The organism is Roseovarius pacificus (assembly GCF_900142665.1).
Classification (GTDB): Bacteria; Pseudomonadota; Alphaproteobacteria; order Rhodobacterales; family Rhodobacteraceae; genus Roseovarius; species Roseovarius pacificus.
Map to the genome: position 1 here is coordinate 83,474 of NZ_FRBR01000003.1, position 26,423 is coordinate 109,896.

33 protein-coding genes are annotated in these 26,423 nt (G+C 63.6%); 18 read left to right on the forward strand and 15 right to left on the reverse strand.

Going from position 1 to position 26,423, the window contains the following annotated elements; translation table 11 throughout:
• Positions 1 to 40: 40 nt before the first annotated feature.
• Positions 41 to 1,690, reverse strand: coding sequence for an electron transfer flavoprotein-ubiquinone oxidoreductase (locus BUB53_RS07755; RefSeq protein WP_073034344.1), 1,650 nt, complete (start codon positions 1,688 to 1,690; stop codon positions 41 to 43).
• A gap of 263 nt (positions 1,691 to 1,953) precedes the next feature.
• Here BUB53_RS07755 and greA point away from each other — a divergent pair, with 263 nt between their 5' ends.
• The 14 genes from greA (at position 1,954) to BUB53_RS07830 (ending at position 12,502) form a co-directional block, all read left to right on the forward strand.
• Positions 1,954 to 2,424, forward strand: a complete 471-nt coding sequence (gene greA / locus BUB53_RS07760; RefSeq protein ID WP_073034148.1) for a transcription elongation factor GreA — start codon at positions 1,954 to 1,956, stop codon at positions 2,422 to 2,424.
• A gap of 13 nt (positions 2,425 to 2,437) precedes the next feature.
• Positions 2,438 to 3,460, forward strand: coding sequence for a 6TM ABC transporter family protein (locus tag BUB53_RS07765; protein WP_084728999.1), 1,023 nt, complete (start codon positions 2,438 to 2,440; stop codon positions 3,458 to 3,460).
• An 88-nt stretch (positions 3,461 to 3,548) separates the two neighbouring features.
• A complete protein-coding gene (locus BUB53_RS07770; protein ID WP_073034150.1) occupies positions 3,549 to 4,004 on the forward strand; it encodes a universal stress protein in 456 nt (151 codons plus the stop codon).
• Positions 4,005 to 4,181: 177 nt separating this feature from the next.
• Positions 4,182 to 4,370 carry a type II toxin-antitoxin system Phd/YefM family antitoxin gene (locus BUB53_RS07775; RefSeq protein WP_073034151.1) on the forward strand — a complete coding sequence of 63 codons (189 nt, stop codon included), beginning with the start codon at positions 4,182 to 4,184 and terminating at the stop codon, positions 4,368 to 4,370.
• Positions 4,371 to 4,604: 234 nt separating this feature from the next.
• Positions 4,605 to 5,306, forward strand: a complete 702-nt coding sequence (locus tag BUB53_RS07780) for a class I SAM-dependent methyltransferase (protein WP_073034152.1) — start codon at positions 4,605 to 4,607, stop codon at positions 5,304 to 5,306.
• A gap of 131 nt (positions 5,307 to 5,437) precedes the next feature.
• Positions 5,438 to 6,001, forward strand: a complete 564-nt coding sequence (locus tag BUB53_RS07785; protein WP_073034153.1) for a NifU family protein — start codon at positions 5,438 to 5,440, stop codon at positions 5,999 to 6,001.
• Positions 5,991 to 6,590, forward strand: a complete 600-nt coding sequence (tsaB, locus tag BUB53_RS07790; protein ID WP_188744982.1) for a tRNA (adenosine(37)-N6)-threonylcarbamoyltransferase complex dimerization subunit type 1 TsaB — start codon at positions 5,991 to 5,993, stop codon at positions 6,588 to 6,590. The genes BUB53_RS07785 and tsaB overlap by 11 nt, the downstream gene beginning before the upstream one ends.
• Positions 6,580 to 7,005 (forward strand): GNAT family N-acetyltransferase, encoded by a 426-nt coding sequence (locus BUB53_RS07795; RefSeq protein ID WP_073034154.1) that lies wholly within the window; start codon positions 6,580 to 6,582, stop codon positions 7,003 to 7,005. Before tsaB ends, BUB53_RS07795 begins: the two co-directional genes overlap by 11 nt.
• Positions 7,006 to 7,117: 112 nt before the next feature.
• Entirely contained in the window at positions 7,118 to 8,035 is a 918-nt protein-coding gene (locus BUB53_RS07800) for a sulfite exporter TauE/SafE family protein (protein ID WP_073034155.1), read from the forward strand.
• Position 8,036: 1 nt separating this feature from the next.
• The gene (locus tag BUB53_RS07805; RefSeq protein ID WP_073034156.1) at positions 8,037 to 8,795 is read left to right on the forward strand and encodes a TIGR02186 family protein; all 759 of its coding nucleotides are present in this window, start codon (positions 8,037 to 8,039) and stop codon (positions 8,793 to 8,795) included.
• A 428-nt stretch (positions 8,796 to 9,223) separates the two neighbouring features.
• Complete coding sequence (locus tag BUB53_RS07815) at positions 9,224 to 10,150, forward strand: branched-chain amino acid ABC transporter permease (RefSeq protein WP_073034158.1); 927 nt, start codon at positions 9,224 to 9,226, stop codon at positions 10,148 to 10,150.
• Positions 10,147 to 11,094 (forward strand): branched-chain amino acid ABC transporter permease, encoded by a 948-nt coding sequence (locus BUB53_RS07820; RefSeq protein ID WP_073034159.1) that lies wholly within the window; start codon positions 10,147 to 10,149, stop codon positions 11,092 to 11,094. The genes BUB53_RS07815 and BUB53_RS07820 overlap by 4 nt, the downstream gene beginning before the upstream one ends.
• Positions 11,091 to 11,807, forward strand: coding sequence for an ABC transporter ATP-binding protein (locus BUB53_RS07825; protein ID WP_073034160.1), 717 nt, complete (start codon positions 11,091 to 11,093; stop codon positions 11,805 to 11,807). The genes BUB53_RS07820 and BUB53_RS07825 overlap by 4 nt, the downstream gene beginning before the upstream one ends.
• Positions 11,807 to 12,502, forward strand: coding sequence for an ABC transporter ATP-binding protein (locus BUB53_RS07830; RefSeq protein WP_073034161.1), 696 nt, complete (start codon positions 11,807 to 11,809; stop codon positions 12,500 to 12,502). The genes BUB53_RS07825 and BUB53_RS07830 overlap by 1 nt, the downstream gene beginning before the upstream one ends.
• Before the next feature lie 491 nt (positions 12,503 to 12,993).
• On the opposite strand, the gene BUB53_RS07835 is transcribed toward BUB53_RS07830, so the two are convergent.
• The 4 genes from BUB53_RS07835 to fdhD all read right to left on the reverse strand — a co-directional run bounded on the left by BUB53_RS07835 (position 12,994) and on the right by fdhD (position 16,403).
• Entirely contained in the window at positions 12,994 to 14,295 is a 1,302-nt protein-coding gene (locus tag BUB53_RS07835; protein ID WP_073034162.1) for a molybdopterin-binding protein, read from the reverse strand.
• Positions 14,296 to 14,383: 88 nt separating this feature from the next.
• The gene (mobB, locus tag BUB53_RS07840; RefSeq protein ID WP_073034163.1) at positions 14,384 to 14,875 is read right to left on the reverse strand and encodes a molybdopterin-guanine dinucleotide biosynthesis protein B; all 492 of its coding nucleotides are present in this window, start codon (positions 14,873 to 14,875) and stop codon (positions 14,384 to 14,386) included.
• The gene (mobA, locus tag BUB53_RS07845; protein WP_073034164.1) at positions 14,872 to 15,516 is read right to left on the reverse strand and encodes a molybdenum cofactor guanylyltransferase MobA; all 645 of its coding nucleotides are present in this window, start codon (positions 15,514 to 15,516) and stop codon (positions 14,872 to 14,874) included. The genes mobB and mobA overlap by 4 nt, the downstream gene beginning before the upstream one ends.
• Complete coding sequence (gene fdhD, locus BUB53_RS07850; RefSeq protein WP_073034165.1) at positions 15,513 to 16,403, reverse strand: formate dehydrogenase accessory sulfurtransferase FdhD; 891 nt, start codon at positions 16,401 to 16,403, stop codon at positions 15,513 to 15,515. Before fdhD ends, mobA begins: the two co-directional genes overlap by 4 nt.
• A 54-nt stretch (positions 16,404 to 16,457) precedes the next feature.
• Between fdhD and BUB53_RS07855 the strand changes: the two genes are divergently transcribed.
• Genes BUB53_RS07855 through BUB53_RS07865 form a run of 3 tightly spaced genes read left to right on the forward strand, consistent with a single transcriptional unit; the run spans position 16,458 to position 17,764 of the window.
• Positions 16,458 to 17,180, forward strand: coding sequence for an AzlC family ABC transporter permease (locus BUB53_RS07855; RefSeq protein ID WP_073034166.1), 723 nt, complete (start codon positions 16,458 to 16,460; stop codon positions 17,178 to 17,180).
• Entirely contained in the window at positions 17,177 to 17,503 is a 327-nt protein-coding gene (locus tag BUB53_RS07860; protein ID WP_073034167.1) for an AzlD domain-containing protein, read from the forward strand. The genes BUB53_RS07855 and BUB53_RS07860 overlap by 4 nt, the downstream gene beginning before the upstream one ends.
• 42 nt (positions 17,504 to 17,545) lie before the next feature.
• Positions 17,546 to 17,764, forward strand: a complete 219-nt coding sequence (locus BUB53_RS07865) for a hypothetical protein (protein ID WP_073034168.1) — start codon at positions 17,546 to 17,548, stop codon at positions 17,762 to 17,764.
• A 54-nt stretch (positions 17,765 to 17,818) separates the two neighbouring features.
• Here BUB53_RS07865 and BUB53_RS07870 read toward each other — a convergent pair whose 3' ends face one another.
• From BUB53_RS07870 to BUB53_RS07910, 10 genes are all read right to left on the reverse strand, one after another.
• Positions 17,819 to 18,388 carry a contact-dependent growth inhibition system immunity protein gene (locus BUB53_RS07870; RefSeq protein ID WP_073034169.1) on the reverse strand — a complete coding sequence of 190 codons (570 nt, stop codon included), beginning with the start codon at positions 18,386 to 18,388 and terminating at the stop codon, positions 17,819 to 17,821.
• A complete protein-coding gene (locus BUB53_RS07875; protein WP_073034170.1) occupies positions 18,385 to 18,732 on the reverse strand; it encodes an endonuclease toxin domain-containing protein in 348 nt (115 codons plus the stop codon). The genes BUB53_RS07870 and BUB53_RS07875 overlap by 4 nt, the downstream gene beginning before the upstream one ends.
• The gene (locus BUB53_RS07880) at positions 18,704 to 19,321 is read right to left on the reverse strand and encodes a phage minor head protein (RefSeq protein ID WP_159437776.1); all 618 of its coding nucleotides are present in this window, start codon (positions 19,319 to 19,321) and stop codon (positions 18,704 to 18,706) included. Before BUB53_RS07880 ends, BUB53_RS07875 begins: the two co-directional genes overlap by 29 nt.
• 316 nt (positions 19,322 to 19,637) lie before the next feature.
• Positions 19,638 to 19,994, reverse strand: a complete 357-nt coding sequence (locus BUB53_RS07885; RefSeq protein WP_073034172.1) for an iron chaperone — start codon at positions 19,992 to 19,994, stop codon at positions 19,638 to 19,640.
• A gap of 21 nt (positions 19,995 to 20,015) precedes the next feature.
• Positions 20,016 to 20,327: a hypothetical protein gene (locus tag BUB53_RS22435; protein WP_143163163.1), complete on the reverse strand. Its 312-nt coding sequence runs from the start codon at positions 20,325 to 20,327 to the stop codon at positions 20,016 to 20,018.
• Positions 20,328 to 20,429: 102 nt separating this feature from the next.
• Positions 20,430 to 20,639, reverse strand: a complete 210-nt coding sequence (locus tag BUB53_RS23495; protein WP_084729035.1) for a type II toxin-antitoxin system prevent-host-death family antitoxin — start codon at positions 20,637 to 20,639, stop codon at positions 20,430 to 20,432.
• Between the two features lie 144 nt (positions 20,640 to 20,783).
• Entirely contained in the window at positions 20,784 to 21,644 is an 861-nt protein-coding gene (locus BUB53_RS07895) for a D-amino-acid transaminase (RefSeq protein ID WP_073034173.1), read from the reverse strand.
• Between the two features lie 4 nt (positions 21,645 to 21,648).
• Positions 21,649 to 22,614: an N-acetyl-D-Glu racemase DgcA gene (gene dgcA / locus BUB53_RS07900; protein WP_073034346.1), complete on the reverse strand. Its 966-nt coding sequence runs from the start codon at positions 22,612 to 22,614 to the stop codon at positions 21,649 to 21,651.
• Between the two features lie 75 nt (positions 22,615 to 22,689).
• Positions 22,690 to 23,691: an N-acetyltransferase DgcN gene (gene dgcN, locus BUB53_RS07905; protein ID WP_073034174.1), complete on the reverse strand. Its 1,002-nt coding sequence runs from the start codon at positions 23,689 to 23,691 to the stop codon at positions 22,690 to 22,692.
• A 125-nt stretch (positions 23,692 to 23,816) separates the two neighbouring features.
• Complete coding sequence (locus BUB53_RS07910; RefSeq protein WP_229709506.1) at positions 23,817 to 25,061, reverse strand: MFS transporter; 1,245 nt, start codon at positions 25,059 to 25,061, stop codon at positions 23,817 to 23,819.
• 364 nt (positions 25,062 to 25,425) lie between these two features.
• Between BUB53_RS07910 and BUB53_RS07915 the strand changes: the two genes are divergently transcribed.
• Positions 25,426 to 26,385 carry an L-malyl-CoA/beta-methylmalyl-CoA lyase gene (locus tag BUB53_RS07915; protein WP_073034176.1) on the forward strand — a complete coding sequence of 320 codons (960 nt, stop codon included), beginning with the start codon at positions 25,426 to 25,428 and terminating at the stop codon, positions 26,383 to 26,385.
• Positions 26,386 to 26,423 lie beyond the last annotated feature (38 nt).

The window sequence follows — 26,423 nt, forward strand, 5'->3', positions numbered from 1 at the left end:
GGCCCAAAGACCGCCCCGCGCGCCGCTTTTCGCGGATCATTTACATATTCGGATAGTTCGGCCCGTCGCCGCCCTGCGGCGTGACCCAGTTGATATTCTGGCTGGGGTCCTTGATGTCGCAGGTCTTGCAGTGGACGCAGTTCTGGAAGTTGATCACGAACTTGGGCTCCTTGCCCTCTTCGCGCACCACTTCGTAAACCCCTGCCGGGCAATAGCGCTGCGCGGGTTCGTCGAACTTGGGCAGGTTCACGTCAATCGGAACACTGGGGTCCTTCAGTTGCAGATGACAGGGCTGGCTTTCCTCGTGGTTGGTCATCGAGAAGCTGACATTGGTCAGCCGGTCGAAGCTCAGCTTGCCGTCGGGTTTGGGATAGGCGATGTCCTTGTGCTTGTCGGCGGGCTCGGTCGCCTCGGCGTCGGTCTTGCCGTGGCCGATGGTGCCCAGCAGGGAAAAGCCAAGCGTATTGGTCCACATGTCGAACCCGCCAAGCGCCAGTGACGCCCCAAGGCCAAACTTCGACCACAGCGGTTTCACGTTGCGCACCTTTTTCAGGTCCTTGCCGATGGCGCCATCGCGCACTTCGGTTTCGTAATCGTTCAACTCGTCGCTGCCCCGACCGGCCTCGAGCGCCATATGTGCGGCCTCGGCCGCCGCCTTGCCCGAAAGCATCGCGTTGTGGTTGCCCTTGATGCGCGGCACGTTGACCATGCCCACCGAACAGCCCAGCAGAGCCACACCCGGCGCAACCATCTTGGGCATCGACTGATACCCGCCTTCGGAAATCGCCCGCGCGCCATAGGCCACGCGCTTGCCGCCTTTCAGAAGTTCGGCCACCATCGGGTGATGCTTGAACCGCTGGAATTCCATGTAGGGATAGAGATGCGGGTTCTTGTAGTTCAGGTGCACCACGAAACCGACATAGACCTGATTGTTTTCGAGGTGATAGATGAACGACCCGCCGCCGGCATTCTTGCCAAGCGGCCAGCCCATCGTGTGGGAGACTTCACCTTCGTTGTGCCTGGCCGGGTCGATTTCCCAGATTTCCTTCATGCCGATGCCGAATTTCTGCGGCTCCTTCCCGGCGCTCAGGTCGTATTTGGCGATCACTTCCTTGGCGAGGCTGCCGCGCACGCCTTCGGACAGGAACACGTATTTGCCAAGCAGTTCCATGCCGGGCTCATAGGCCGGGCCGGGGGTGCCATCAGGGTTCTTGCCGAATTCACCCGCCACGACGCCCTTGATCTCGCCGTTCTCGCCATAGACCAGTTCCGAGCAGGCCATGCCGGGGAAGATTTCAACGCCCAGTGCCTCGGCCTGTTCGGCCATCCAGCGGCAGACATTGCCCATCGACACGATGTAATTGCCGTGGTTGTTCATCAGCGGCGGCATCGGCCAGTTGGGCACGCGAATCTTGCCGCCCTCGCCCAGCAGATAGAAATTGTCCTGCCGCACGGGCGTATTCAGCGGCGCGCCTTTTTCCTTCCAGTCGGGGATCAGCGCATCCAGCCCGCAGGGGTCCAGCACCGCACCCGACAGGATATGCGCGCCGACCTCGCTGCCCTTTTCAAGGACAACCACTTCGCGCGAGGGGTCCAGCTGTTTCAGGCGGATCGCCGCGCTCAGGCCCGCAGGCCCGGCCCCCACGATCACCACATCGTATTCCATCGCTTCGCGCGTCATGTCGGACATGTTGAGCATCCTTTCTCAGGGCGTGGCTATTGCGTAACAAAGTTGCGGATGTGGTTAGCCTGCCCGCGCCGTGAAGGTCAATTGAAACACGACGTTAAACCGGGGCTAAAACGGCAAATTTCCACTTTCCGTGGCCGGATTGCGCGGCATCGCAGCATCCCCTATTGCAATATCGGCCCTGCTCGGGGCAATCTGGCGCGAACCTGAGGAATTCCTGACGGGGCGGCGCGCAACCGGCCCCGCAATAACAGTGGACAGACGTAATGGAAAAGATTCCGATGACCCGCAAGGGCCACGCGGCGCTTGAGGCAGAGCTGAAACACCTCAAATCCGAGGAACGCCCGGCCATCATCCGCGCCATTTCCGAGGCCCGCGAACACGGGGATTTGTCCGAGAACGCCGAGTATCATTCGGCCAAGGAAAAACAGTCGTTCATCGAGGGGCGCATCAAGGAACTGGAAGGCGTGATCAGCCTGGCCGATGTCATCGACCCGGCCAAAATGAGCGGCCCGATCAAGTTCGGCGCGACCGTCACGCTGGTTGACGAGGATACCGACGAAGAGAAGACCTACCAGATCGTCGGCGAGTATGAGGCCGATATCGAAAACGGCCTGCTGAACATAAAATCGCCTATCGCCCGCGCCCTGATCGGCAAGGAAGAGGGCGACAGCGTCGAGGTGCGTACTCCCGGTGGCGAACGGTCCTACGAAGTGCTAAAGGTCGACTATATCTGACAGGTCAGCACACATGCCCGAGCGCAAGGATTCGCCCCCGACACCCCTGGGGATTTATGACCGCCCCGGCAACGAGCGGATCACCGTGATCGAATTGACCGCCCTGATCCTGTCCGCCTTGTGGCTTTTGGGCGCGGCAGTGTTCTTTGTGGTTCTGGACCCGACCAGCAGCGGCGCGGATGCCGGCGGCGCGCTGCGGTTCATCATGGTCATGCTGGCGGTGTTCCTGCCCGTCGGCATGATCTGGGTGGCGGCGACGGCGGCACGTTCTTCACGCGTGATGCGCGAAGAAAGCCAGCGCCTGCAAACCGCCATCGATGCGATGCGCCAGACATATGTCGCACAGGCCCAGAGCCGATCCGGCGCCGATGAGCCCTCGGTCACGCGCAAGCTGGATGAAATCGCGGCGGCCCAGAGAAAAGCGGAAACCGCGCTGGCGATGTTCACCTCGACGCGCGACGCCATCCCGCCGCAACTGCCGGTGCGGGTCGAGCCGGTGCAGGCCGATGACAGCGACGATCAGGTGGTCTTGCCGCTTGGCACCCCGGTCGAGGATCTGAACCCGCCGCTGGAACGGTCGGATTTCGTGCGGGCCATGAATTTCCCCGAAACTGCTGATGACCGGGAAGGGTTTGCCGCGCTGCGCAAGGCGCTGAAGGACCGCAACAGCGCGCAGCTGATTCAGGCGGCGCAGGACGTTCTGACGCTGCTGTCGCATGACGGCATCTACATGGACGACCTGCGCCCCGACATGGCCCGCCCGGAACTGTGGCGCCGCTTTGCCGCGGGGGAACGCGGGCGGGCGATCGCTGCGCTTGGCGGGGTGCGGGACCGGTCTTCGCTGGCCTTGTCGGCGGCGCGGATGAAGCGGGACCCGATCTTTCGGGATGCGGCGCATCACTTTCTGCGATTGTTCGACCGGATGTTCGCGCAGTTCGCGGAGACCGCCAGCGATGCGGAAATCTCGGAACTGTCCGACACCCGCACCGCCCGCGCCTTCATGCTTCTGGGCCGGGTGGCGGGCACTTTCGATTAATAAAATCCATTTACTTTCAATCACTTGACTTCAATCATTGCCCTGACCGTCTTTCCCGGCCATGATGCCGATCTGAGGAGAATGTGACATGCGCAAGTTTCTGGTGGTGTTGGACGATAGCCGCGAATGTCTGAATGCGATGCGCTTTGCGGCGATGCGGGCGGCGCATACGCAGGCGGGGGTCGAGATTCTGGCGGTGATCCCGCCCGAGGAGTTCAATCACTGGATCGGCGTGGGCGACATCATGCGCGAAGAGGCGCGGGAGCGGATCGAGGCGCATTTCGAGGTGTTCGCGAAATGGATGCGCGACAAGCAAGGTGTTGATCCCGAACTGGTCATTCGCGAGGGCGAGGCCGTGTCCGAGATCATCGCGCAGGTGCAGGACGACCCGGCAATCGGCGTGCTGGTGCTGGGCGCGGGGACCGGGAAGAAGGGGCCGGGGCCGCTGGTGACACAGCTTTCGCGCAGTTCGGGGAGCCTGCCGATTCCGATCACCATCGTGCCCGGCGACCTGAGCAAGGAACGGCTGGAAGCCATCACCTGATCCGCCCTGCCGCGTTTCGTACGTTTTGTACGACGTGTACGCGGGTTTTGTACGAAAATCGGGGGGTGTGCGAAAATTTGCATCCATGATGGACGCATCGCCGCGCGGCGCGCGCCCGGTTTCCCTGCTGTTAACCCGCTGCGGGCAGGCTGACCGGGTCATGCCAAAGGAGCGCCGATGTTCATACAGGTCAACAGCCGCAAACTGCGCGAAAACTGGGGCGCCTATCTGGATCACGTCATGGCGACCGGCGACCGCGTGATGATCACCCGCCACGGGCGCGAACAGGTGGCGCTGATCCCGGCGGCAGACCTGCACCGGCTGGAAGAGGTGGAGCACGAGACATCGGGCGAGGCCGACGGATGACGGTGATCACGGGAGAAAGGCGGGGGCCGCAGATCACGGCGCGTTGTCATACGGGCCGATTGACTCGGCGATTGGGGGCCCTGAACCTGCGGTCAAGTTTGCGACACGCATCGTTCACCTGAACGGGTTCAGACAGATTCCGTGAACCCGGCGACTTCGGTTTCAAGGTTGCTCCGCAAGACAAAAACTGCGAAGGGCACTAAGGAAACATTAATCACTCACTTGGAAATCCACATGCGCAATTTGCAACTTCGTTTTCGCCTGGTGAACCAATACATGAGAATGTTTCAGAAGTCCGTCAAGGACGATCCATTGTCAAAGCACGACGCTGAAGCAACTGAATATCTTCGCCAGCTCGATGCCCCGAATGTTCTTGAAATCGGGTCCAGAAATGTTTCGGGAAACATCGACCGAAACAAGTTTCCCAATGCCAGGGAGTATACAGGTTTCGACGTTCTCGAAGGTGAGAACGTGGATATTGTCGGTGATGTTCACGAATTGTCAAATCTGGTTCCAAACGATCATTTCGATATCGTCTATTCGACCTCTGTTTTTGAGCACCTTGTATTCCCATGGAAGGCAGCGCTTGAAATAAACCGTGTTTTGAAGCCGGGCGGGTATGTATTGACCCAAACGCACCCCGCTTGGCCAGAACATGAAATGCCTTGGGATTTTTGGCGTTTCCCTCACCAGGCCTTTTTGTCGCTTTTCAATGAGTACACAGGATTTGAGATCGTTTCCAAGGCCGAAGGCCGCCCAATGAGAGCCTTTTCATGTACGAATGACGGTTCGATGCTCAAGCTATACAGACGCAACCTGAATGGTGGCGTTCAATGCCTGGCGCGAAAAATCGGACCATATCGGGACGATCTGCTCAAATGGGACCTGGTTGCGAGTGATGTGGTAAACAACATTTATCCCCCCAAAAAAACCTAGACGGTCAGCAGGCGGGACAGTCGAACCCCCTGCCCTTACAGCCCCGCTCGCCAAAGTTTAGAATCATTCCAAACCTTGACAGGCAGGGTTGCGGCGCGCATATCCGAAGGGACAGATGAGAAAGGCCGCCCATGTTCATCCAGACCGAATCCACGCCGAACCCCGCGACGCTGAAATTCCTGCCCGGCCAGACCGTGCTCGAAGCCGGGACCGCAGATTTCCCCAGTGCCGAGGGAGCCGGAAAATCGCCGCTCGCGCAGCGGATTTTCGGCGTGCCGGGCGTGACCGGCGTGTTCTTCGGCAATGACTTCGTCACCGTCACCAAGGACGACAGCACCGAGTGGGATCACATGAAGCCCGCCATTCTGGGCGCGATCATGGAGCATTACCAATCCGGCGCGCCGATCATGACGGGCGAGGCCGATGCGGCCTCGGGCCATGCCGAGCATGACGGCGAGGATGCCGAGATCGTCGGCCAGATCAAGGAACTTCTGGACACCCGCGTGCGCCCCGCCGTGGCGCAGGATGGCGGCGACATCACCTTTCACGGCTTCGACAAGGGCGTGGTTTACCTGCACATGCAGGGCGCCTGCGCGGGCTGCCCCTCGTCCACCATCACGCTGAAGATGGGGATCGAGAACCTGTTGCGCCACTACATCCCCGAGGTGACCGAGGTGCGCCCCGTTGGCCTGTGACGCGCCTCTGGTTCTGGGATTCGATACATCGGCCGCGCATTGCGCGGCCGCTTTGCTGTGCGGTGACCGGATTCTGGCTGCCCGCGCCGAGGATATGGGGCGCGGACAGGCCGAACGGCTGATGCCGCTGTTGCAGGAGGTGCTGGCCGAGGGCGGCGCGGCATGGGCCGATCTGGACCGGATCGGCGTGGGCACCGGCCCCGGCAATTTCACCGGCATCCGCATTTCGGTTTCGGCGGCGCGCGGTCTGGCGCTGGCGCTGGAAATCCCGGCACTGGGCGTGTCCGGGTTCGAGGCGATTGCGCGGCTGCATCCCGAGCCGCATCTGCCCGTCATCCCCGGCCCGCGCGGCATGTCTTATGTGCAGGCCGCGGGGGAGGCCCCCCGGCTGGCCCCGCCCGAGGAGATCGCCGCATTCGGCCTGCCGGTGGCGGAACGCCCCGCGCCTGTGGAACTGGCCGAGGCGATTGCTCGGGTGGCGGCGAAACGGGAGGGCGGCCCCGGTGAGGCCCCTGCGCCGCTCTATGTCAAACCCGCCGATGCCGCCCCGTCGCGCGATGCGCCGCCGGTGATCCTGGATGACGCCTGAGGCGCTGGCCGGTCTGCATGGCCGGGCCTTTGCCGGGCAGGGGCGGGCGTGGAGCGCCGGGGAATTCGCCGGGTTGCTGGACAGCCCGCTTGTGTTTGCGGTGGGCGATGCGCGGGGTTTTGCGCTTGGCCGGGTGATCGCGGGCGAGGCCGAGCTGCTGACCATTGCCACCGCTCCCGAGGCCCGCCGTCAGGGCGTGGGGCGCGGCACGCTGGCGCTGTTCGAGGCCGAAGCCGTGGCGCGCGGGGCCGGTACCGTCTTTCTGGAGGTGGCCGAGGACAACACCGCCGCCCGTGGGCTCTATGCGGTGACGGGCTATGAACAGGCCGCACGGCGCGAGGGGTATTATCCGCGCGCCAACGGGTCGGCGGCGGATGCCCTGATCCTGCGCAAGGCGTTGCTCCGGCAGGGCTGAACCTGCGGAGATCACGAAAGATAAGTCCAGATAACAAGAATTGATCAGGCCTGAGCCTGCCGGGCCCGGCAGGCGGCTTGCAAACGGGCGGGAACTGCGGCTAGGAACAGCCATGCAAATCTACCTGCCCATAGCCGAGGTTTCGGTCAATGCCTTCCTCCTGCTGGGGCTCGGGGGGCTGGTGGGCGTGCTTTCGGGCATGTTCGGGGTTGGCGGCGGGTTCCTGATGACGCCCTTGCTGTTCTTCATCGGCGTGTCCCCGGCGGTGGCCGTGGCGACCGGCGCGGCGCAGATCGTCGCCTCCTCGTTCTCGGGGCTGCTGGCGCATTTGCGCAAGAAAACAGTCGATCTGCGCATGGGAACGGTTCTGCTGATCGGCGGGCTGGCCGGTGCGGGTGCAGGCGTTTTCGTGTTCAACTATCTGAAATCGCTGGGCCAGGTCGATCTGCTGGTGACGCTGTGCTATGTCGTGTTCCTTGGTGTGATCGGCGCGATGATGCTGATCGAGAGCCTGCGCGCCATCCGCCGTGCCCGCAAGGGCGGCCCCATCTCCAGGCGCAAGAAACACAACTGGGTGCATGGCCTGCCGATGAAGATGCGGTTTCGCACCAGCGGCCTCTATATCAGCGTGATCCCCCCGCTTCTGGTGGGGCTGGCGGTGGGGGTTCTGGCCGCGATCATGGGTGTGGGCGGCGGTTTCATCATGGTGCCCGCGATGATCTACCTGCTGGGCATGCCCACCAAGGTGGTTGTCGGCACCTCGCTGTTCCAGATCATTTTCGTCACCGCCTTTACCACGCTGCTGCATGCCACGACGAATTTCACCGTCGATATCGCGCTGGCGGTGATGCTGCTGGTGGGGGGCGTGATCGGGGCGCAGTTCGGCACCCAGATCGGGATGCGCATGAAGGCCGAGCAATTGCGCGTCCTGCTGGCGCTGATGGTTCTGACCGTGTGTTCCAAGCTGGCGCTGGATCTGCTGATCGAACCGTCCGAGCTCTATTCCATCACCGCCGCCGGGGGGCTTTGAGATGCTGCGGCTGGCCCTTTTGCTGTGCCTTGTCGCCCTGCCCCTGCGTGCCGAGGATATCGTGCTGGGCCTGTCGAGCGACCGGGTGCGGATCACCGCCACCTTCGAGGGGTCGGAAATTCTGGTGTTCGGGGCGATCAAGCGCGAGGCCCCCATTCCCGAAGAGCCGCTCGATGTGGTCGTCGCCATCGCCGGGCCGTCCAAGCCGCTGGTGGTGCGCCGCAAGGAGCGGGTTCTGGGCATCTGGGCCAATACCGATGCGGTGGGGATCGACTCGGCCCCCAGTTTCTACGCGGTGGCCACGACGGGGCCGATGGAGCAGGTTCTGTCGAATGTCGAGGACCTGCGTCACAAGGTGAGCATCGGGCGCGCGATCCGTTCGGTCGGGGCGCCGGGCAACGTGGCGGATGCGCAGGCCTTCACCGAGGCGCTGATCCGTATCCGCCGGAACAACGGCGCCTATCAGATGCTGGAAGGCGAGGTCGTGCTGGACGAGCAGACCCTGTTCCGCACCGAGATCGGCCTGCCCGCGAACCTGACCGAGGGCGAATACCAGACGCGCATCTTCCTGACGCGTGGCGGCAATGTGATATCGCAGTTCGAAACCGTGATCGACGTGCGCAAGGTGGGGCTGGAGCGCTGGCTGTACACCCTGTCGCGCCAGCAGCCGCTGGCTTATGGCCTGCTGTCGCTGGCCATCGCGATTGCGGCGGGCTGGGGCGCCTCGGCGGCGTTCCGCATGTTGCGGCAAGGCGGCTGACCTCCCGACCGGGGCGGGGTATGCGGCACGCTGTAAGGGTGCGGTGTGTCGTGGGATATCGGGGATCTGTTTGTTGGCTCGTGGCTGACTTTGCAACAAGACGCGTGATCGCCGACCCGCGGGGTGGCGACACAACCTCTGTTCAGCGCATTTTATCTTTGCCAAATCTGGAAAACATCAATGTTGTGCATGAGGTGGGCCAATCGCCGCCCCGTGGGGGCGGGTCGGCGATCGCGCGGCGGCCTGCGGCCTTGACTCCGCGCGAAGGCGATGACCGCAGTTTTCGCACGGCTCTGGCATCGGGAACCTCAAGGCCCGCTCTGCCCCCGCCCAACCGCGCGATTTTCCAGCACGATCCGCGCCAAACTGTCCGCAACCTGCCTTTGCCCTTGCCCTGACGCGCGTACCGGGGCATCCCTAGGCGCGATATGGAACTGGGCCCTTATATCCTGCTGGCCAGCCTCGAAGGGGCGGTCACCGCCGCCGTGCTGGCGCTGACCGCTGTCGGGCTGTCGCTGGTCTTTGGCGTCATGCGGGTGGTGAACATCGCGCATGGGGAATTCTTCATGCTGGGCGCGGTGATCGCGTGGTGGGTGGCCAACAGTATCGGCGGGCCTCCCGCGATGGGCTTTGCCGCCGCCCTGGTGATCGCGCCGCTGGTGGTGGGGACGATTGCCGCCGCTGCCGACATGACGATCCTCAAGCGGCTGGAGTATGACCCCGAGCGCACCATCGTCGCCACCATCGGGCTGCTCTATATCCTGCAACAACTGACCCTGATGACCTATGGCCCCGATGCCCGGCCCGTCGAGGCCCCGTTCAACCAGCGCCTTGCCCTGCCCTGGATCGGGCGCACCGAAACGGGATGGGAGATGTATTACCCCTGGGGGCTGTCCACCACCACCTACAAGCTGGCGGTGATCGGCGCGGCGGCGGCGGTGCTGGGCGGGGTCTGGGCGATGATGGCGCGCACGCGCATCGGGTTGCTGATGCGCGCCACGCAGGCGGATCGCGACATGGCGCTGGCCTTCGGCATCCCGGTGGAAAAGGTCTATGCGCTGGTCTTCGGCATCGGCGCGGGGCTGGCGGCGCTGGCTGCGGTGCTGATCGTGCCGATCCAGCAGGCGCATTACCTGATGGGGGCCGATCCGCTGTTGTTGTCGTTCATCGTCGTGATCATCGGCGGGCTGGGATCGCTGCCCGGCACGGTGGTCGCCGCCATTCTGATCGGGCTGAGCGACGGGATCATCTCGGTGTTCTTCTCGCCCACGCTGGCGAAGATCCTCGCGACGCTTCTGGTCGGGCTGGTGCTGGTGTTCCGGCCCAACGGATTGTTCGGGACACGCGCGCCATGACCCGGCAGACGGCGCGCATCCTTGCCCTGCATGGCGGGCTGCTGGCGGTGCTGTTCGCGGCGCAGTTTGTCCTGCCCGCCTATCATCACGGCAATCTGGCGCGGATCATGGTGCTGGCCAGCTATGCCATCGGCTATAACATCCTGTTCGGCTATACCGGCCTGTTGAGCCTCGGGCATGCCCTGTTCTTTGCCGCGGGCATGTACGCCATGGGGCTTGGCATCCAGTATGGCGGGCTGTCCCCTGCCCCGGCGTTTCTGGCCGGGGTGGTGGCGGGCGCGCTGATATCCGGCGCGCTGGCGCTGTTGGCGCTGCGCACGACCGGCGTGGCCTTCATGATCGTGACGCTGATGTTCGCGCAGGCGGGATACCTGACGATCCTCTATTTCGGGGAGTACACGCGCGGCGACGAGGGGTTCGTGATCCAGACCGCGCAGCGCATGTTGTGGGGGATCAACCTGAGCGATCCGGTGAACCGCTATTTCGCGGCCTTCGGGCTGTTCGCGATCAGCCTGAGCCTGAGCCTGTGGATGGTGCGCGCGCCCTTTGGCCGGGTTCTGGTGGCGATCCGCGAAAACGAGGACCGGGTGCAGATGCTGGGCTATGACACCTATGTGCACAAGCTGGGCGCGATGGTGGTGTCGGGGACGATCTCGGCCGCTGCCGGGGCGGCCTATGGGCTGCTCTTCGGCTATGCGGGGGCGAGTTTTGCCAGTGTGCAATATTCGATCTTCCCGCTGTTATGGGTGTTGCTGGGCGGGGCGGGCACGGTGCTGGGCCCGTTCATCGGCACGCTGTTCATGTTCTACCTGATCGACCTGAGTTCGGGCGTGACCACGGCCTATATGCTGATCGCGGGCGTGGTTCTGGTGGCTCTGACGCTGTTCGCGCCGCAGGGGCTGGCGGGCGAGGTGCGCCGCCGGGTCTGGAGGGGGCTGCCATGAGCGCGCTGTTGTCCACGCGCGCGCTGTCGAAGCATTTCGACGGGCTGGTCGCGGTCTCGGACGTGGACCTCGACCTGACGGTGGGCGAGGTGCGCGCATTGATCGGCCCCAACGGTGCGGGCAAGACGACGCTGGTCGGCATGATCTGCGGGCGGATCGCGCCATCCTCGGGCACGGTGGCTTTTGACGGGCGCGACATCACCGCCCTGCCCGCGCATAAACGGATCGGGCTGGGCATGGCCTATACGTTCCAGATCACCTCGGTTTTCGCGCGGCTGAGCGTGCGCGAGAACGTGGCGCTGGCGGCGCGGCGGCGGCTGGCGGGCGGTCATGTCGACAGTGCCGTGCACGAGGCGCTGGCGCAGGTCGGGCTGGAAGAGCGCGCCGGGGAGGAGGCGGGCAACCTCAGCTACGGGCACCAGCGCCTGCTGGAAATCGCCATGGGGCTGGCGCAGGCCCCGCGCCTGCTGATCCTCGACGAGCCGACACAGGGGCTGTCCGAGGGCGAAATCGCGCGCTTTACCGGGCTGATCGGGGGCTTGCGCGGCCAGACCACCGTTTTGCTGATCGAGCACAACATGCGCGTCGTCTGGGACGTGGCCGACCGGGTGACGGTGCTGAATTTCGGTGAGGTTCTGGCCGAGGGCACGCCACAGGAGATTCACGAAAACCGCGCCGTGCAGGCGGCCTATCTGGGCACGGAGGCGGGCTGATGCTGAGGCTGGAGGCAATCGACGCGGGCTATGGCGGGGGCCGGGTGTTGCAGGGCTTTTCGCTGGACGTGGCGGCGGGCGAGATCGTCTGTTTGCTGGGCCGCAACGGTGCGGGCAAAACCACCTGCATGAAGGCGATCATGGGGCTGTTGCCGCTGATGGCGGGGCGCGTGATGCTGGACGGGCAGGACATCGGCCGCCTGCCCGCCCATGAGGTGCCGAAGGCCGGGATCGGATACGTGCCGCAGGGGCGGCGGCTGTTTGCCGGGCTGAGCGTGGCGCAGAACCTTGAGATCGGGCTGCGCGCGCGCGGCTCGGGGCGGGACACGCTGGAGGAGGTGCTGGACCTGTTCCCGCGCCTGCGCGAGCGCATGGCGCAGCCCGCGCAGACCCTGTCGGGGGGAGAACAACAGATGCTGGCCACCGCCCGCGCCCTGTGCCTGCGGCCCAAGGTGCTGTTGCTGGACGAGCCGACCGAGGGCTTGCAGCCCTCGATGATCGAGGCGATCCGTCAGGTGATCGTGCAGATGCGCGATGCGGGCGTGGCCGTGTTGCTGGTGGAACAGCGCGTCGATGCGGTGCTGTCCGTGGCCGACCGGGTGGCCTTTATCGAAACCGGGCGCAACGGCGAGGTGATGGAGGCCGACGCCCTGCGCGCGGATCACGGCATCGTGGAGCGTTACGTCGGGGTCTGAGCGGTTCGGGGGCGCTGTCTGTTCGGGGCTGAAACGATCTCCCGGATATGAACCGCGATATATAGAGCTCCCATTTTCGACAGCGTTTCTCCATTTTATTGAGGATGGAGCGCCAGCGGCCCACGCCAGGACTGCAAGTGGACAATCGTGGGAGGTGTGGTGAATGGCGGGTGTGAGTCCGAGGACGGCTTTGTGCGCCGGGCATCGCCCGACCGCGGGTGGGCGAGCGCCGGTCTTTCGATGGCGATTTATGGTGAGGTCGCATCCAACGGTAGTTCGGTGGGCTGCCGATGCAGGATCGCCCGCCCGGGGGGCGGTCGGGCGATGCCCGGCGGCGCGCAGGGCGCGCCTTGAGTCCGGGCGAGGCAACATCCACCCCATCCCGCACAGCCGCTGTTCCCGCATCGTGCAGCGAAGGGCAGCACGGGTGGGATGATAAAACTATGTGACAGGTTTCGGGATACTTCCGGCAAGAAGAAAAGCCCGACTTTTTACAGGAAGCTGGTGAAGGGCAGGAAGGTGACCGGGGTGCCGGGGGTGATCTCCAGCGGGCCGTCGGGCAGTTCGATCAGGCCGTCGGCCCAGCTGAGGCCGCTGATGCGCCCGGAGCCTTCGGATTTGAACGCCTCGGCGCGGCCGTCGCGGATGCGCGCGCGCAGGTATTCGCGCCGTCCCGGTTTCTTGGTCTTGGTGAAGGCGGCGGGAAGGGTGAAGCCCTGCGGGCGGTGCCAGCCCGCCCCGGCAAGGCGGGCCATGGCGGGGCGGGCGAAGATCAGCGTACAGACCAGCGCCGCCACCGGGTTGCCGGGCAGGCCGAAGACCGGGGTTCCGGCCCACATCCCCAGGGCCAGCGGGCGGCCCGGTTTGACGGCGATGCGCCATTCGGCCATTGCGCCGGTTTCGTTCAGCAAAGCCGAAACGTGATCCTCGTCGCCCGCGGAGGCGCCGCCGGAGGTCAGGATCAGGTCGGCCTGTTGCGCCCCGCGATCGAACGCCGCGCGCAGGGCCGTGCGGTCGTCGGGAATGCGGCCCAGATCGAGCGTGTCGAACCCGAATTGCCGCGCCAGCGCCAGAAGCATCGGGCGGTTGGCGTCGAATATCTGGCCCGGCGCGGCGGGGGTGCCCGGCTCGACCAGTTCATCGCCGGTCGAGATCACGGCGACGCGCAGGCGGTGATGCACGGGCAGGTCCGACAGGCCGGTGGCCGAGACCAGCGCCAGATCGGCAGGGGTCAGGGTGCGGCCCGTGCTCAGGATCGTGTCGCCCTCCGCCACGTCTTCGCCCGCGTTGCGGGTGTTGGCGCCCGGCCTGATGCCGGAGCGAAAGGCGATTTCGGTCTCCGAGGCGGTCACGTCTTCCTGAAGGATGACGGTATCGACCCCATCGGGCAGCGCCGCGCCGGTCAGCACCCGGATGGCGTGGCCCGGCGGCACGGCCCCGTCGAAGGGCCCCCCGGCGGCGGCGCGCCCCTGCACCAGCGGCAGCACCGGATCGCCCGGCGGCAGCGTAGCATGGGCGAAGCCATAGCCGTCGACCGCCGTGTTGGGCTGCGGCGGGTTGGAGCGGCGCGCGATCACGTCTTCGGCCAGAACGCGGCCCTGCGCCTGCATGAGCGGCAGGACCTCATGGCCCACCACCGGGTGCAGCCGGTCGCGCAACAGCGCCAGCGCGTCGTCCACCGGGGTCCAGTCCACCCCGGCGGGCAGGGCAAAACAATCGTCGCGCAGGGGCGGAGGTTGCAGGCGGTCAGCGCCTGCGGCGCGGTTCGGCGTATCCTCGGGACCAAGGCCCATAATCCAGCCCTCCTCAGGTGCGGTTATGTCCAGCATGGCGCGCAGCGCGGGCCGGGGCAAGCGGGCAAGGCAACGCGGTCGAACCGGGTCACAGCCCGACCTCGGACAGGATGAAATCGGCAATCGCCGCGGTGTCGTTCAGGTCGAACACGGGGCGGTCCAGATCGAGCGGCGTATCGCTGGCCACGGCGCGCACGGTGGGATCGCCGGGCGCGATCAGCGGATTGCCGGTGACGGCGCGGTGGGCCTCGATCTTGGGGTGGCTGTCGCGCTTGTAGCCTTCGATCAGCACCAGATCGACGGGGGCGAGTTTCTGCAACAGCGCGCTCAGCGCCGGTTCGGCATCGTCGCGCAATTCATGCATCAGCGCGAAACGGTTGCGCGAGGCCAGCAACACCTCGGTTGCGCCGGCGACGCGGTGGCGGTGGCTGTCCTTGCCGGGGCGGTCCACGTCAAAGCTGTGATGGGCGTGTTTCACGGTGGATACGCTGACTCCGCGCCCGGTGATCTCGGTCACGAGGCGTTCCATCAGCCCGGTCTTGCCGGCGTTCTTCCAGCCGACGACGCCGTAGACGTTCATGCGCTGTCCTTTCGCATGGCCCGCGCCTGTTGCAGGTCTTCGGGGGTGTTGACGTTGAAGAAAGGGTCGCCGGGATCGTCGAACAGGGCCTCGCGGCCATCGTGTTTTTCGGTCCACAGCACCACCTTGCGCAGCCCGTCGTTCAGCGCGGCGCGCAGATCGTCGCGCAGGGCCACCGGCCAGAGGCCGAAGGTGGGGTGACGAATCAGGCCCGAGCGGCTGAGCGATCTGGTGCGTTCGTTGTCCGGGCGCGGGGTGGCGGCCAGAACCAGCGGGTGGGTCATGTCCTGCGCCACCTCGAGCAGGCGCGCGACCAGATCGCGGGGGAAAAACGGCGTGTCGGCGGCGACGGTGACGATGGTCCCGGCGCCCTGCACGGCGGCCCAGTCGAGCCCGGCGAGGACACCGGCCAGAGGGCCGGGGAAATCGGCGATGCTGTCGGGCAGGACGGGCAGATTGCAGGCGTCAAAGCGCGCCGGGTCGCCATTGGCGTTGAGCGCAAGCCCCGCCACCTGCGGCGCGAGCCGGTCGATCACATGGGACAGGATCGTGCCGTCGCCAAGCGGCAGCAGCCCCTTGTCGCCCCCGCCCATGCGGGTCGCCTGCCCCCCGGCCAGGATCACGCCAAGCGGTCGGCTCATGTCGGGGCGCCCTTGCGGCGGTGTTTGCTGTCCTCGTCGGGGATGCCGGACGGGTCGGCATCGCGCAAGAGACGCTCTTCGCCGGACAGGCAGACGAAACGCCTGCCGCGCATCCGGCCGATCAGGGTCAGGCCCACCTGCCGCGCGATTTCCACGCCCCATGCGGTGAACCCCGAGCGCGAGGCCAGAACGGGGATGCCCATCAGCGCCGTCTTGATCACCATTTCCGAGGTCAGCCGCCCGGTGGTGTAAAGCAGCTTGTCACCCGGCGCGACGCCTTCGGAGAACATCCATCCGGCGATCTTGTCGACGGCGTTGTGGCGGCCCACGTCCTCCATATAGACCAGCGGGCGGTCACCCGCGCACAGCACCGTGCCATGAATCGCCCCGGCCTGAAGATAGAGCGACGGCGTGCGGTTGATGGTGGCGGCCAGCGCGTAGAGGTCCGAGGTTCTGACCTGCGTATCGGGCAGCGTGACCTGCTCCAGCCCCTCCATCATGTCGCCGAACACCGTGCCCACGGCGCAGCCGCTGGTGCGGGTCTTTTTCCTGAGCTTTTCCTCATACGTCGTTTGCCCGTCGGTGCGCACGACGACGGTTTCGAGGTCGTCGTCATACTCCACGCGATGCACGGTTTCATCGGCGCGCAGCATGCCCTGATTGCGCAGGAAGCCGAGCGCCAGGTATTCCGGGTAATCGCCGATGGTCATGGCGGTGACGATTTCCTGCCCATTGAGGAAAATGGTCAGCGGGCGTTCCTCGACCACGGAAATATGCGCGGGGCGGCCCTCGTGATCGACGCCGTCCACCGCGCGGGTCAGGCGCGGGGCGTTCGGATCGGGCGCGATGATGTAGCCGGACAGATCGTCGGTGGTGGCCAATTGCATCTCCTGCGGGTTCGGTCTAGGCCGTTGGCATTGCAACCAATCTAGGACGATGCCGTGCCGACGGAAAGTTCGAAATCCATCTTCTTTCAGGGTGTTCGGGACAGTGCGCCGTTCATTCTGGTGATGGTCCCGTTTTCAACCCTGTTCGGAGTCGTCGCTGCCGAAGCGGGCCTGAACGTGTTCGAAGCGGTGACATTTTCGTTTCTGGTGATCGCGGGCGCGGCGCAGTTCACGGCGATCGAGCTGATGCGCAACGACGCGCCGACTCTGATCGTGCTGATTTCGTCGCTGGCGGTCAATCTGCGGATGGCGATGTATTCGGCCTCTCTGGTGCCTTACCTGGGCAAGGCGACATTGGCGCAGCGCGCTTGGGCGGCCTATTTCATCGTCGATCAGACCTATGCCTGTTCGATCCTGAAATTCGACGCGCGGCGCGAATGGACGGTGAAGCAGCGGCTGATCTATTTCTTCGGCGTCGCCGCGCCGGTCTGTCCGCCGTGGTACCTGTTCACCGGTGTCGGCGCGGTGGTGGGGCAGGCGATTCCCGAAAGTTTCGCGCTGGATTTCGCGATTCCGATCATGTTCCTGGCGCTGATCGGGCCGATGATGCGCACCCGTGCCCATGTGGCGGCGGGGTTCGTTTCGGTGGCGACGGCGCTGATCTTTGCCTTCCTGCCCTATAACCTGGGCCTGCTGGTGGCGGGGCTGTTGGGCATGATGGCCGGGGCGCAGGTGGAACTGATCGACAGCCGCCGGGCAGAAAGGAGCGGATCATGATCGACAAGGGCGAATTGTGGCTGGTGATGATCCTGCTGGGGCTGGGCAGTTTCACGCTGCGCTTTGCCTTTCTCGGGCTGATCGGGGACCGGCCCCTGCCGCCGTGGATTCTGCGGCACCTGCGCTATACGGCGGTGGCGGTTCTGCCGGGGCTGGTGGCCCCGCTGGTGGTCTGGCCCGAGGCGACGGGCGGCGTGCCGGATGCGCCGCGCATGGCGGCGGCGCTGGTCACGATCATCGCGGGCATCGTGACGCGCAACATGCTGCTGGCGATTTTCCTCGGCGCATCCACGCTCTATGGCGGGCTGTACCTGCTGGGGTAGTGACGTGGTCATCAGGCAAGCCGCGCATCGTCGGGCCGCGGGATGGCGATCAAACGGCCATTCTTTGCGGTTTATGCCTGCCAAATCCGAAAGAGATCAAAGCGGCGCACCATCCTCACCCAATCGCCAGCCCGTGCAGGCGGCCCGGCGATGCGCGGCGCCTTCGGCGCTGTTTCGCGCAAGTGGGAAAAACCTCTGCGGGCACAATCCAGACAACAGCCGGGCATGGTGCCGATGGCTGATATGCGGAACAAAGTGTGACTTCGCTGCACCTGCTCCAAGGTCTGCTTTAACTGGCGCATTTCCATTGAAGACCTACGCCGATCGGCTCACCTCCAGCGCCTCCAGAATGGCCTTGCCAAACGCTTCGTCCGACACGTCTTCCGGCAAGACCGTATCTTCATGGCCGCGAATGCCCTCCCAGTGACCATGTCCGCGATAGCGCGTTGGCTTGATTGCGATTTTGCCGTCCCGCAATTTCAACGAAACATGGCCCGCACCGTTAAACAGCGCTTTCAGCGTCTTGACACCAGCGCGCGCCTTGTCTGCCTCTTCCCACGCTTTGAATTCTTCCTTTGTTGGAAAACGGATGACGTCATCCCACTCTGGATGTTCTGGCGTAATGAACCGGCTGGCCAAGAGGGCGGCCCGCGCGTGACCGCCGATCTCCAGAGCCGTTAGGTCTGGCAACAAATATTGATGGTATCCCTTGGGGTCTGGATACGAGGCCCCATAAACCGCTTGGGAGGCGATTTCCGTAAATTTGCGATAGCCCGTGACATAGGCACTTTTACGCTCTTTGGGAGGCTTGGCGCGTTTTTTCCGCTCAGCCGCCTCTGCGAGAGCTTTCGCTCTTTGTTCTTCGAAAGTAAGCACTTTTCTCATTGGATTTGCCTTACATTTACGTCGATCCCCAAACTCTCAGCGTAGTCTATCGCCCGTTGAATTTGGGTAAACTGTTCCGGGGTGGTGCCGTCGGGCACGGCGAGTTCTAGGCGTTTGAGGGTGATGTCGTCCGCGTTGATTTCGATGCCCTTCTTGTTGTCGTATTCGAAGCTGTCAATTTGGTCGATGTAACGCTTCAAAGCACCATAGAGACGGCTCGGTCGGTCCACATATCCCGGTGCACGCGTGTCTATCGTCTTTGCGCTGGTCGCAATGCCTGCATCGCCGTCCCAGAAGTCGAAGGTCTTGAAGTTGTCAGGTGTACGCTCTCCCAGCCCGCCCAATCGCTCGAGGTGATCTTCCCAAGGTCCGCCCTGTTCCCTGATCGGCCCGCCCCTGAGCCGCGACGAAATCAGGCTCACAATCCGGTTCATCAAGGAGGTATGGTTCGGCAAAACACCGGCAGTTATAGGCTTGTCCGGGATGGCCGGTTTCGGGCGGATTGTCCCAATCAAAGACCTTGTCGTCATGCTCTGCATGTTTGTGGCGCACTTTGTCGTCATCACGGGACCGCCAGATATACTGATCAATTCCAAGGGCGCGTTGCCTGCGTTCATTGATCAGCCCGGAGAATGACGTGATCAGGTTTTCTTCCATCGCACGACGGACGGAGTTGAAGCGACTTGGCCGCTCGCCATGGTCAGCCCAGATCGTTTCCAGCCGTTCCGACCACGCCTGCATCGCAGCGTTTTTGTCGCCGGAAACATCCGCCAAGTCGCCGAAGGAAAGAGGGGCTTCAAATCCGTCGCGCGTGAATCGCAGCAGGAGGTCAACGTTGATCTGATCCGCAAAGTCCAGATTGGTGGCAAACCTCTGCTGCAAAGCGGCAAGGCCGGGGATATCTGCTTTGCGCGATAGCGGGCGCGCGAGCATCCCACGCGTGCCCCTCGACAACACGTAACCGCCGCTCCCACCCGACCTCAGAAATTGAGTAAACTTCGTTTCCATGACCCACGCCGCATCCGAATGAACGGGGGGCATTTTCCGGGAGTCCGGTTAACAAGCTGAAATCACACCGTTCGGTGCCAATTGGATTGATTGGCCATAGCGGCCATTCGTACTTCGCGCAGCAATTGGAAGTATGGGCTCGCGCCCGACCTTCGCCGCGGCTTGCCTGAGCGGGGCACCGTGGGACAAAGCTGCCGTTGGTGACGATCCGGCCAAAGACCGATCTTGTATGTTGGGAGGGCTAAACGCCCAACTCCTCGCGAGATGCAAGAGCCAGCTTTGAAATCAAGTCATCAGGGATGGGCTTCTTCGCCGAAAATGTAACACCAGTCTTAGTCGCTTTAAGTCCAGCAGCAGCGATCTCGTCGGCGTGGGCTGCTATGGCCCCTTTGCTTACATAGAGACCGCATTGATTGCTGAAGGCGGCGTATCCGGCAACAACGTCCTTTCCAAAACCGAACCCAGGCATGTCGTACATGATCACTTCGTCAGCGTCTGGAAGAGCTTCTGCCAATCGGGCACGCAACTGCACAAGAAGATCATGAAATTGCTCCGGCGCTGCTTCGATGTACTCGTCGTGGTTCGCAAACTTTGCCATCGCTCGAATTTCTCCCTGCAATCAATTGGTGCGATGCCCATTATCACAGTTTGTGGCGTCATTTGAAACGGCGGCCTCTTCAGAGCGGTCGTTCGCGCGCCCTGCAGCATCCATCAATCTGGGCTGATTCTGTTGAAAAACTCTGCAACCTGAAAATCGCCTCAAAATTTTGGAACAGCGTTCCCGCATGTCGCCCTTGGGCAAACTGTGTTTGAGCGACGGAGCTTTCGCGGGAGGATGTTCGGCAGATTTGCTACTTCTTCGCAGCACACCGACTTTTTCAACACAATCGGTTTCAAACAGCCCTTCGACTCCATTCAGGCTCTCAATCATCGTTGCAAACCGGAGCATGGGTTCGATACGTGCCCGGTCGCCGCCTCTCCCGGTCCGCATGGCACTGCGCGGCGGCCTCCGGTTTCTGTCTCGTGATCACCGTCATCCGTCGGCCTCGCCCGATGTCTCGGGTTCCACCTCTTCCAGCCGGTGCAGGTCTGCCGCCGGGATCAGCGCCACCTGTTCGCGCCCGTGGCGGGTGATCGTCAGGTGGTCGCCATGACGTGATCCAGATAGGCGCCCCGGTTTTTGCGCAGTTTGCGGCTGTTGACCCGTATGAACATCGGCGCTCCTTTGGCATGACCCGGTCAGCCTGCCCGCAGCGGGTTAACAGCGGGAAAACCGGTCGCGCCGCGCGGCGATGCGTCCACGATGGACGCAAATTTCCGCATACCCCCCGATTTTCGTACAAAACCCGCGTACACGTCGTACAAAACGTACGAAACGCGGGCTGTCTCAGATCGCCGCTTTCAGGCTCTCTTCCAGATAGATTTCGCGCAGTCGTTTCGCGACCGGCCCCGGCGTGCCGTCACCCACGCTTTGCCCGTCGATTTCCACCACCGGCATGACGAAGGCGCTGGCCGAGGTGACGAATGCCTCGTCGGCCTGTTTTGCCTCGTCGACGGTGAAAAACCGTTCTTCCACAGTCATTTGCGCCTCTTTCGCGAACCGCAGAACGGCGGCGCGGGTGATGCCGTGCAGGATATCGTTGCTCAGCTGACGGGTGATGATCTTGCCGCCCTTGACGATATAGGCGTTGTTGCTGGTGCCTTCGGTCACATGCCCGTCCTCGACCAGCCAGGCATCGTCGCACCCCGCCCTCTTGGCCATCATCTTGCCCATCGAGGGATACAGAAGCTGCACTGTCTTGATGTCGCGACGGCCCCAGCGAATGTCGTCTATGCTAATGATTTTCAACCCTTTTTCGGCCTGCGGGCTGTTGGCGAGGCCGGGTTTCGACTGGGTGAACAGCACCACGGTCGGCTCGGTCGTCTCGGGATCGGGAAAGGCGAAATCCCGGTCCCCGTCACTGCCCCGCGTCATCTGGAGATACACCAGACCGTCCTCGATCCCGTTGACCTTCACCAGTTCGCGATGAATCTCCAGCAGATCGTCGAACACTGCGGGCTTCCTGATGTCCAACTCGCTCAGCGAACGTTCGAGCCGCGCCAGATGTCCTTCGAAATCAATGAGTTTGCCGCCCAGAACGCTGGTCACTTCATAGACCCCGTCGGCCATCAGAAAGGCCCGGTCAAAGATCGAAACCGTGGCTTCGGTTTCCGGCAGGTAGGTTCCGTTCACGTAAACAGTGCGCATGGCGTTATCCCCAAAGATCGGCCGTCGGCGGATGCACCCCGGCCTCGTCGAATGTCAAAGCGTTCTCGCGGTCTTCGGCCAATAAAAGCGGGCCGTCAAGGTCTGTCACCATCGCGCCCTGCGCCACCAGCACCGCCGGCGCCATCGCCAGCGAACTGCCCACCATGCAGCCGACCATCACCTTGTAGCCCTGCGCCAGCGCGGCCTCGCGCAGCGCCAGCGCCTCGGTCAGGCCGCCGGTCTTGTCGAGCTTGATGTTGATCACGTCATACTTGCCCTTCAGCCCCGGCAGGCTGTCGCGGTCATGGCAGGCCTCGTCGGCGCAGACGGGCAGAGGGCGCTCGATCCCGCGCAGGGCCTCGTCATCGCCTGCGGGCAGGGGTTGTTCGACAAGGCTGACGCCAAGGCGCACCAGATGCGGGGCCAGATCGGCATAGACATCGGCGCTCCAGCCCTCGTTGGCGTCCACGATGATGCGCGCATCCGGCGCGCCCGCGCGCACGGCTTCGACGCGGGGCATGTCGTCGGGCGTGCCCAGCTTGATCTTGAGCAGCGGACGGTGCGCGTTTCGGGCGGCCTGTTCGCGCATCTTTTCAGGCGTGTCCAGCGACAGGGTATAGGCGGTGATTTCAGGGGTCGGGGCGGGCAGCCCGGCCAGTTCCCACACGCGCTTGCCCGCGCGTTTCGCCTCGATATCCCACAGGGCGCAATCCACAGCGTTGCGCGCGGCCCCGGCGGGCAGCAGCCCCTGCAATTCGGTCCGGTTGAACCGGGCGGGCAGGCTTTCAATCTGGGCGGTCACGCTGTCCAGCGTTTCCTCATACCGGGCATAGGGCACGCATTCGCCCCAGCCGGTCACGTCACCGTCGCTGATCCGCACGGTCAGCACCTGTGCTTCGCTGCGCGAGCCACGGCTGATGGTAAAAACCTGCGCCAGCCGGAACACATCGCGGGCCACTGAAATTTCCACGCTCCCACCCTTCTTCTTGCTCCAAATATCCCCGCCGGAGGCATCCACCGGACGCCTCCGGGTGCTGCGATCAGATCACAGGGCGTCCAGCGCGTCCACCAGCCTGGCCGCGCCAAAGCGGTACGGATCGGTCGCGGGCAGGTCCATGCGCTCTTCGACCTCGGCCAGATAGGCGCGGGCCTCGTCTTCGCTCATGTGCTGGGTGTTCACCGAAACGCCCGCCACCACGCAGGCCGGGTTGGCGATGCGGGCCAGCGGCAGGGCGGTGTCGCGCAGATCTTCGAGCGACGGCAGGGTGTATTCCGGCAGACCGCGCATATGGGCGCGGGTGGGTTCGTGGCACAGAATCAGCGCATCGGGCTGCCCGCCATGGATCAGCGCCATGGTCACGCCGGAAAACGAAACGTGGAACAGGCTGCCCTGACCTTCGATCAGGTCCCAGTGATCCTCGTCGTTGTCGGGGGTCAGCCACTCCACCGACCCGGCCATGAAATCGGCAATCACCGCATCCAGCGGCACGCCGTCGCCGGTGATCAGGATGCCGGTCTGGCCGGTAGCGCGGAAGGTGGCCTTCATCCCGCGCTCGTGCATGTCGCGTTCCATCGCCATGGCGGTGTACATCTTGCCCACCGAACAGTCGGTTCCCACCGGCAGGCAGCGCTTGCCGCGCCGTTTCTTGCCGTCGGCGATGGGGTAATCCACCTCGGGAACGCGCACGTCATGCAGGGCGCGGCCTGTGGCCTCGGCCACGGCGACAAGATCGGGTTCGTCGCGCAGCAGGTTATGTAACCCGGCGGCAAGGTCGAACCCTTCCTCGAGGGCGGTGACCAGAACCTTTTTCCATTCCTTGGAAATCACGCCGCCCCGGTTGGCCACGCCGATCACCAGCGTCTTGGCACCGGCGGCCCTGGCTTCGGCCAGGGTCATGTCGGTCAGGCCCAGATCGGCGCCGCAGCCCTCCAGCCGCAATTGCCCCACGGCGTTTTCGGGGCGCCAGTCGCGGATACCGATGGCCACCTTGGCAGCCAGCATATCGGGGGCATCGCCCAGAAACAGCAGATAAGGGGTCTCGATCATGGCAGCACCTTTCGAAGCGGGGGAATCACGGTTTCAGACGCAGCTTGCGACGTGAACGGCGCTAAATTCTACCGAAATTCCGACTCTTTGCACAAAGAGAGCAATAACTTTCGACTATATCAAGATTATTCCGAAGATTCTCCCGCATCATCCTCCTGACCCTCGGCTACCATGGTCTCGGCGCTCCAATAGGCGGTCTGTGGCTGGCCAAAGCTGCCCACGGTGACGACCTTTCCGGTCTCTTCCGGGCTTTCCCTCTGGACCCGGCGCAGCAACGTGATCAAAAGGGTCAGCCCAAAAAGCAACAGCAGATACAGCATCAACCCCGTCCGCCCCATCAGGTCCATGATCGCCGGACCCGAGAACACCCCGAAAAACAGGCCAAGATTCAGCGAAAACGCCATGGCGCCCCCGGCGGCCACCACCTGAGATCGCCGCAACTGGTCGTTGGCATGGGCAAGACAGACCGAATACACCGGCACACAGGCCGCCGACATGATCGCGAACCGCAGGGTCAGTGCGGCCTCGCCGGATTGCAACAACGAGTAAACCACCACAAGACACCCGATCGCCGACAAGCCGATCAGGGCCCCGCGCCGGTCGAACCGGTCCGCGACATAGGCGGCAGGATACTGCGCGACCGCTCCGGCCAGCGTCAGCGCCACCGAAATCCCCGCCGCCTGGCCACGCGTCATGCCGAGATCCAGCCCGTAAAGCGGCCCCGAGGCAAACAGCGCCCCCATCGTCGCGCCGGACAGGATCGACCCGATCACCGCGATGGGCGAAATCCTGAACAGGCTGCGCATCGGCATACGCTCGGGTACCTCATAGTCCGGCGGGTCACCCGCCGTCAGAAGAAGCGGCACGATCGACAGTGAAATCAGGATCGATACGGTGCCGAACAACACCGTGACCGAGGCCCCCGGCACCCCGATCAGGGCGGTGCCAAAGGCTTGCCCTCCGAACTGCGCAAAGAAGTAAACGGAAAGGACCTGGGCGCGCTGATGGTTCTCGACCTCTCCGTTGAGCCAGCTTTCGGTGATCACGTAAAGCCCCGGAAAACAGAACCCGGCCAGAACCCGCATTGCCGTCCAGGTGTAGGGGTCGTCGGTCAACAGGTGAATGATTGCCGAGATCGAACACAGCGAGGCCAGGGCCGCAAAGGCCCGCACATGGCCCGACCCTTCGATCATTCTGGGCGCGATCACCGTACCGATCAGGGCCCCGGCCGGATACCCGGCCTGCATGATCCCGACCACTGTCGATGAAAACCCAAGCTCCGACCCCCGGATCGTCAACAAGGTCATCATCAGCCCGTTGGCCACCATCAGCATCAGGATGCCGGCGAACAGCGCCCAGTTATCGATCAATGCGCGTTGCATATGTATGGGGTCACACGGACCATCCACAATGGCCCCTCACTTTGCGACAAAAAATGTCGCTTACCTGCGATTGCGCCCATTGCGCGTCGTGAAATAGGTTATCGGGCGCTGATAAGCGCAGGATCGGGCAATATGCTGCGCCGCCGCATCCGGCGCCAATGCTGTACTGACATTATATCGGCCGCTTGCAGGCAGGGTTTATCTCATGGATTCAGCGCATTAGACGTGAAGTATCCTGCGGGCGCATTCCGGTCATGCTGCATTGCATCACAAAACCCGGTTGCAGGTCGACGTGCAATTATATACCGATCAGGCGACCTTTCGTGCAACTTTTGAAAAGAGGCCACGCAAAATGAGTTTCCGCCTGCAACCTCCCGCTCCTGCCCGTCCGAACCGTTGCCAGTTGTTCGGCCCGGCCTCGAATGCCAAACTGTTCGAGAAGATGGCCGGCAGCGCCGCCGACGTCATCAATATCGACCTCGAAGATTCCGTCGCCCCGACGGACAAGGACATGGCCCGCAAACAGGCCATCGAGGCGATCAACACCGTGGACTGGGGCAACAAGTACCTGTCGGTTCGCATCAACGGGCTGGATTCGCCGTTCTGGTATCGCGATGTCGTCGACCTGCTGGAACAGACCGGCGACCGGCTGGATCAGATCATGATCCCCAAGGTCGGGTGCGCCGGGGATATCTATGCGGTCGATGCTCTGGTGACCTCGATCGAGGCCGCCAAGGGTCGCACCAAACCGATCAGCTTCGAGGTGATCATCGAATCCGCCGCTGGTATCGCCCATGTCGAGGAAATCGCCGCCGCCAGCCCGCGCCTGCAAGCCATGAGCCTTGGCGCTGCCGACTTTGCCGCGTCGATGGGCATGGCCACCACCGGCATCGGCGGAACGCAGGAAAACTACTACATGATCCGCGAGGGCGAGAAATACTGGTCCGACCCATGGCACTGGGCGCAGACCGCCATCGTCGCCGCCTGCCGCACCCACGGGTTGCTGCCGGTGGACGGCCCGTTCGGGGATTTCTCGGACGATGACGGCTTCCGCGCGCAGGCGCTGCGTTCGGCCACGCTGGGTATGGTCGGAAAATGGGCGATCCATCCCAAGCAGATCGCATTGGCCAACGAGGTGTTCACCCCATCCGCCGAGGCCGTTCAGGAAGCCCGCGAAATCCTGCAAGCCATGGAAGAGGCCAAGGCGCGCGGCGAAGGTGCGACCACTTACAAGGGCCGTCTGGTCGATATCGCTTCGATCAAGCAGGCCGAGGTGATCGTCAAGCAGGCCGAGATGATCGAAGCCCGCTGACAAACGCCGACATATTGAAATGAAAACCCCGGCAGGTG

Coding starts and splice junctions, on each gene's coding strand:
- BUB53_RS07835 (WP_073034162.1), bottom strand. CDS start 14,295: ATGGGCCTTGGTCCCGAGGATACGCCGAACCGCGCCGCAGGCGCTGAC.
- BUB53_RS07830 (WP_073034161.1), top strand. CDS start 11,807: ATGCTGAGGCTGGAGGCAATCGACGCGGGCTATGGCGGGGGCCGGGTG.
- mobA (WP_073034164.1), bottom strand. CDS start 15,516: ATGAGCCGACCGCTTGGCGTGATCCTGGCCGGGGGGCAGGCGACCCGC.
- BUB53_RS07775 (WP_073034151.1), top strand. CDS start 4,182: ATGTTCATACAGGTCAACAGCCGCAAACTGCGCGAAAACTGGGGCGCC.
- BUB53_RS07770 (WP_073034150.1), top strand. CDS start 3,549: ATGCGCAAGTTTCTGGTGGTGTTGGACGATAGCCGCGAATGTCTGAAT.
- greA (WP_073034148.1), top strand. CDS start 1,954: ATGGAAAAGATTCCGATGACCCGCAAGGGCCACGCGGCGCTTGAGGCA.
- BUB53_RS07825 (WP_073034160.1), top strand. CDS start 11,091: ATGAGCGCGCTGTTGTCCACGCGCGCGCTGTCGAAGCATTTCGACGGG.
- BUB53_RS07795 (WP_073034154.1), top strand. CDS start 6,580: ATGACGCCTGAGGCGCTGGCCGGTCTGCATGGCCGGGCCTTTGCCGGG.
- BUB53_RS07895 (WP_073034173.1), bottom strand. CDS start 21,644: ATGCGCACTGTTTACGTGAACGGAACCTACCTGCCGGAAACCGAAGCC.
- BUB53_RS07820 (WP_073034159.1), top strand. CDS start 10,147: ATGACCCGGCAGACGGCGCGCATCCTTGCCCTGCATGGCGGGCTGCTG.
- BUB53_RS07885 (WP_073034172.1), bottom strand. CDS start 19,994: ATGGCAAAGTTTGCGAACCACGACGAGTACATCGAAGCAGCGCCGGAG.
- BUB53_RS07785 (WP_073034153.1), top strand. CDS start 5,438: ATGTTCATCCAGACCGAATCCACGCCGAACCCCGCGACGCTGAAATTC.
- BUB53_RS07880 (WP_159437776.1), bottom strand. CDS start 19,321: ATGCTCGCGCGCCCGCTATCGCGCAAAGCAGATATCCCCGGCCTTGCC.
- fdhD (WP_073034165.1), bottom strand. CDS start 16,403: ATGCAATTGGCCACCACCGACGATCTGTCCGGCTACATCATCGCGCCC.
- BUB53_RS07800 (WP_073034155.1), top strand. CDS start 7,118: ATGCAAATCTACCTGCCCATAGCCGAGGTTTCGGTCAATGCCTTCCTC.
- mobB (WP_073034163.1), bottom strand. CDS start 14,875: ATGAACGTCTACGGCGTCGTCGGCTGGAAGAACGCCGGCAAGACCGGG.
- dgcN (WP_073034174.1), bottom strand. CDS start 23,691: ATGATCGAGACCCCTTATCTGCTGTTTCTGGGCGATGCCCCCGATATG.
- BUB53_RS07865 (WP_073034168.1), top strand. CDS start 17,546: ATGGCGATCAAACGGCCATTCTTTGCGGTTTATGCCTGCCAAATCCGA.
- BUB53_RS07805 (WP_073034156.1), top strand. CDS start 8,037: ATGCTGCGGCTGGCCCTTTTGCTGTGCCTTGTCGCCCTGCCCCTGCGT.
- BUB53_RS07860 (WP_073034167.1), top strand. CDS start 17,177: ATGATCGACAAGGGCGAATTGTGGCTGGTGATGATCCTGCTGGGGCTG.
- BUB53_RS07765 (WP_084728999.1), top strand. CDS start 2,438: ATGCCCGAGCGCAAGGATTCGCCCCCGACACCCCTGGGGATTTATGAC.
- BUB53_RS07780 (WP_073034152.1), top strand. CDS start 4,605: ATGCGCAATTTGCAACTTCGTTTTCGCCTGGTGAACCAATACATGAGA.
- BUB53_RS22435 (WP_143163163.1), bottom strand. CDS start 20,327: ATGATTGAGAGCCTGAATGGAGTCGAAGGGCTGTTTGAAACCGATTGT.
- BUB53_RS07915 (WP_073034176.1), top strand. CDS start 25,426: ATGAGTTTCCGCCTGCAACCTCCCGCTCCTGCCCGTCCGAACCGTTGC.
- BUB53_RS07870 (WP_073034169.1), bottom strand. CDS start 18,388: ATGAGAAAAGTGCTTACTTTCGAAGAACAAAGAGCGAAAGCTCTCGCA.
- BUB53_RS07815 (WP_073034158.1), top strand. CDS start 9,224: ATGGAACTGGGCCCTTATATCCTGCTGGCCAGCCTCGAAGGGGCGGTC.
- BUB53_RS07755 (WP_073034344.1), bottom strand. CDS start 1,690: ATGTCCGACATGACGCGCGAAGCGATGGAATACGATGTGGTGATCGTG.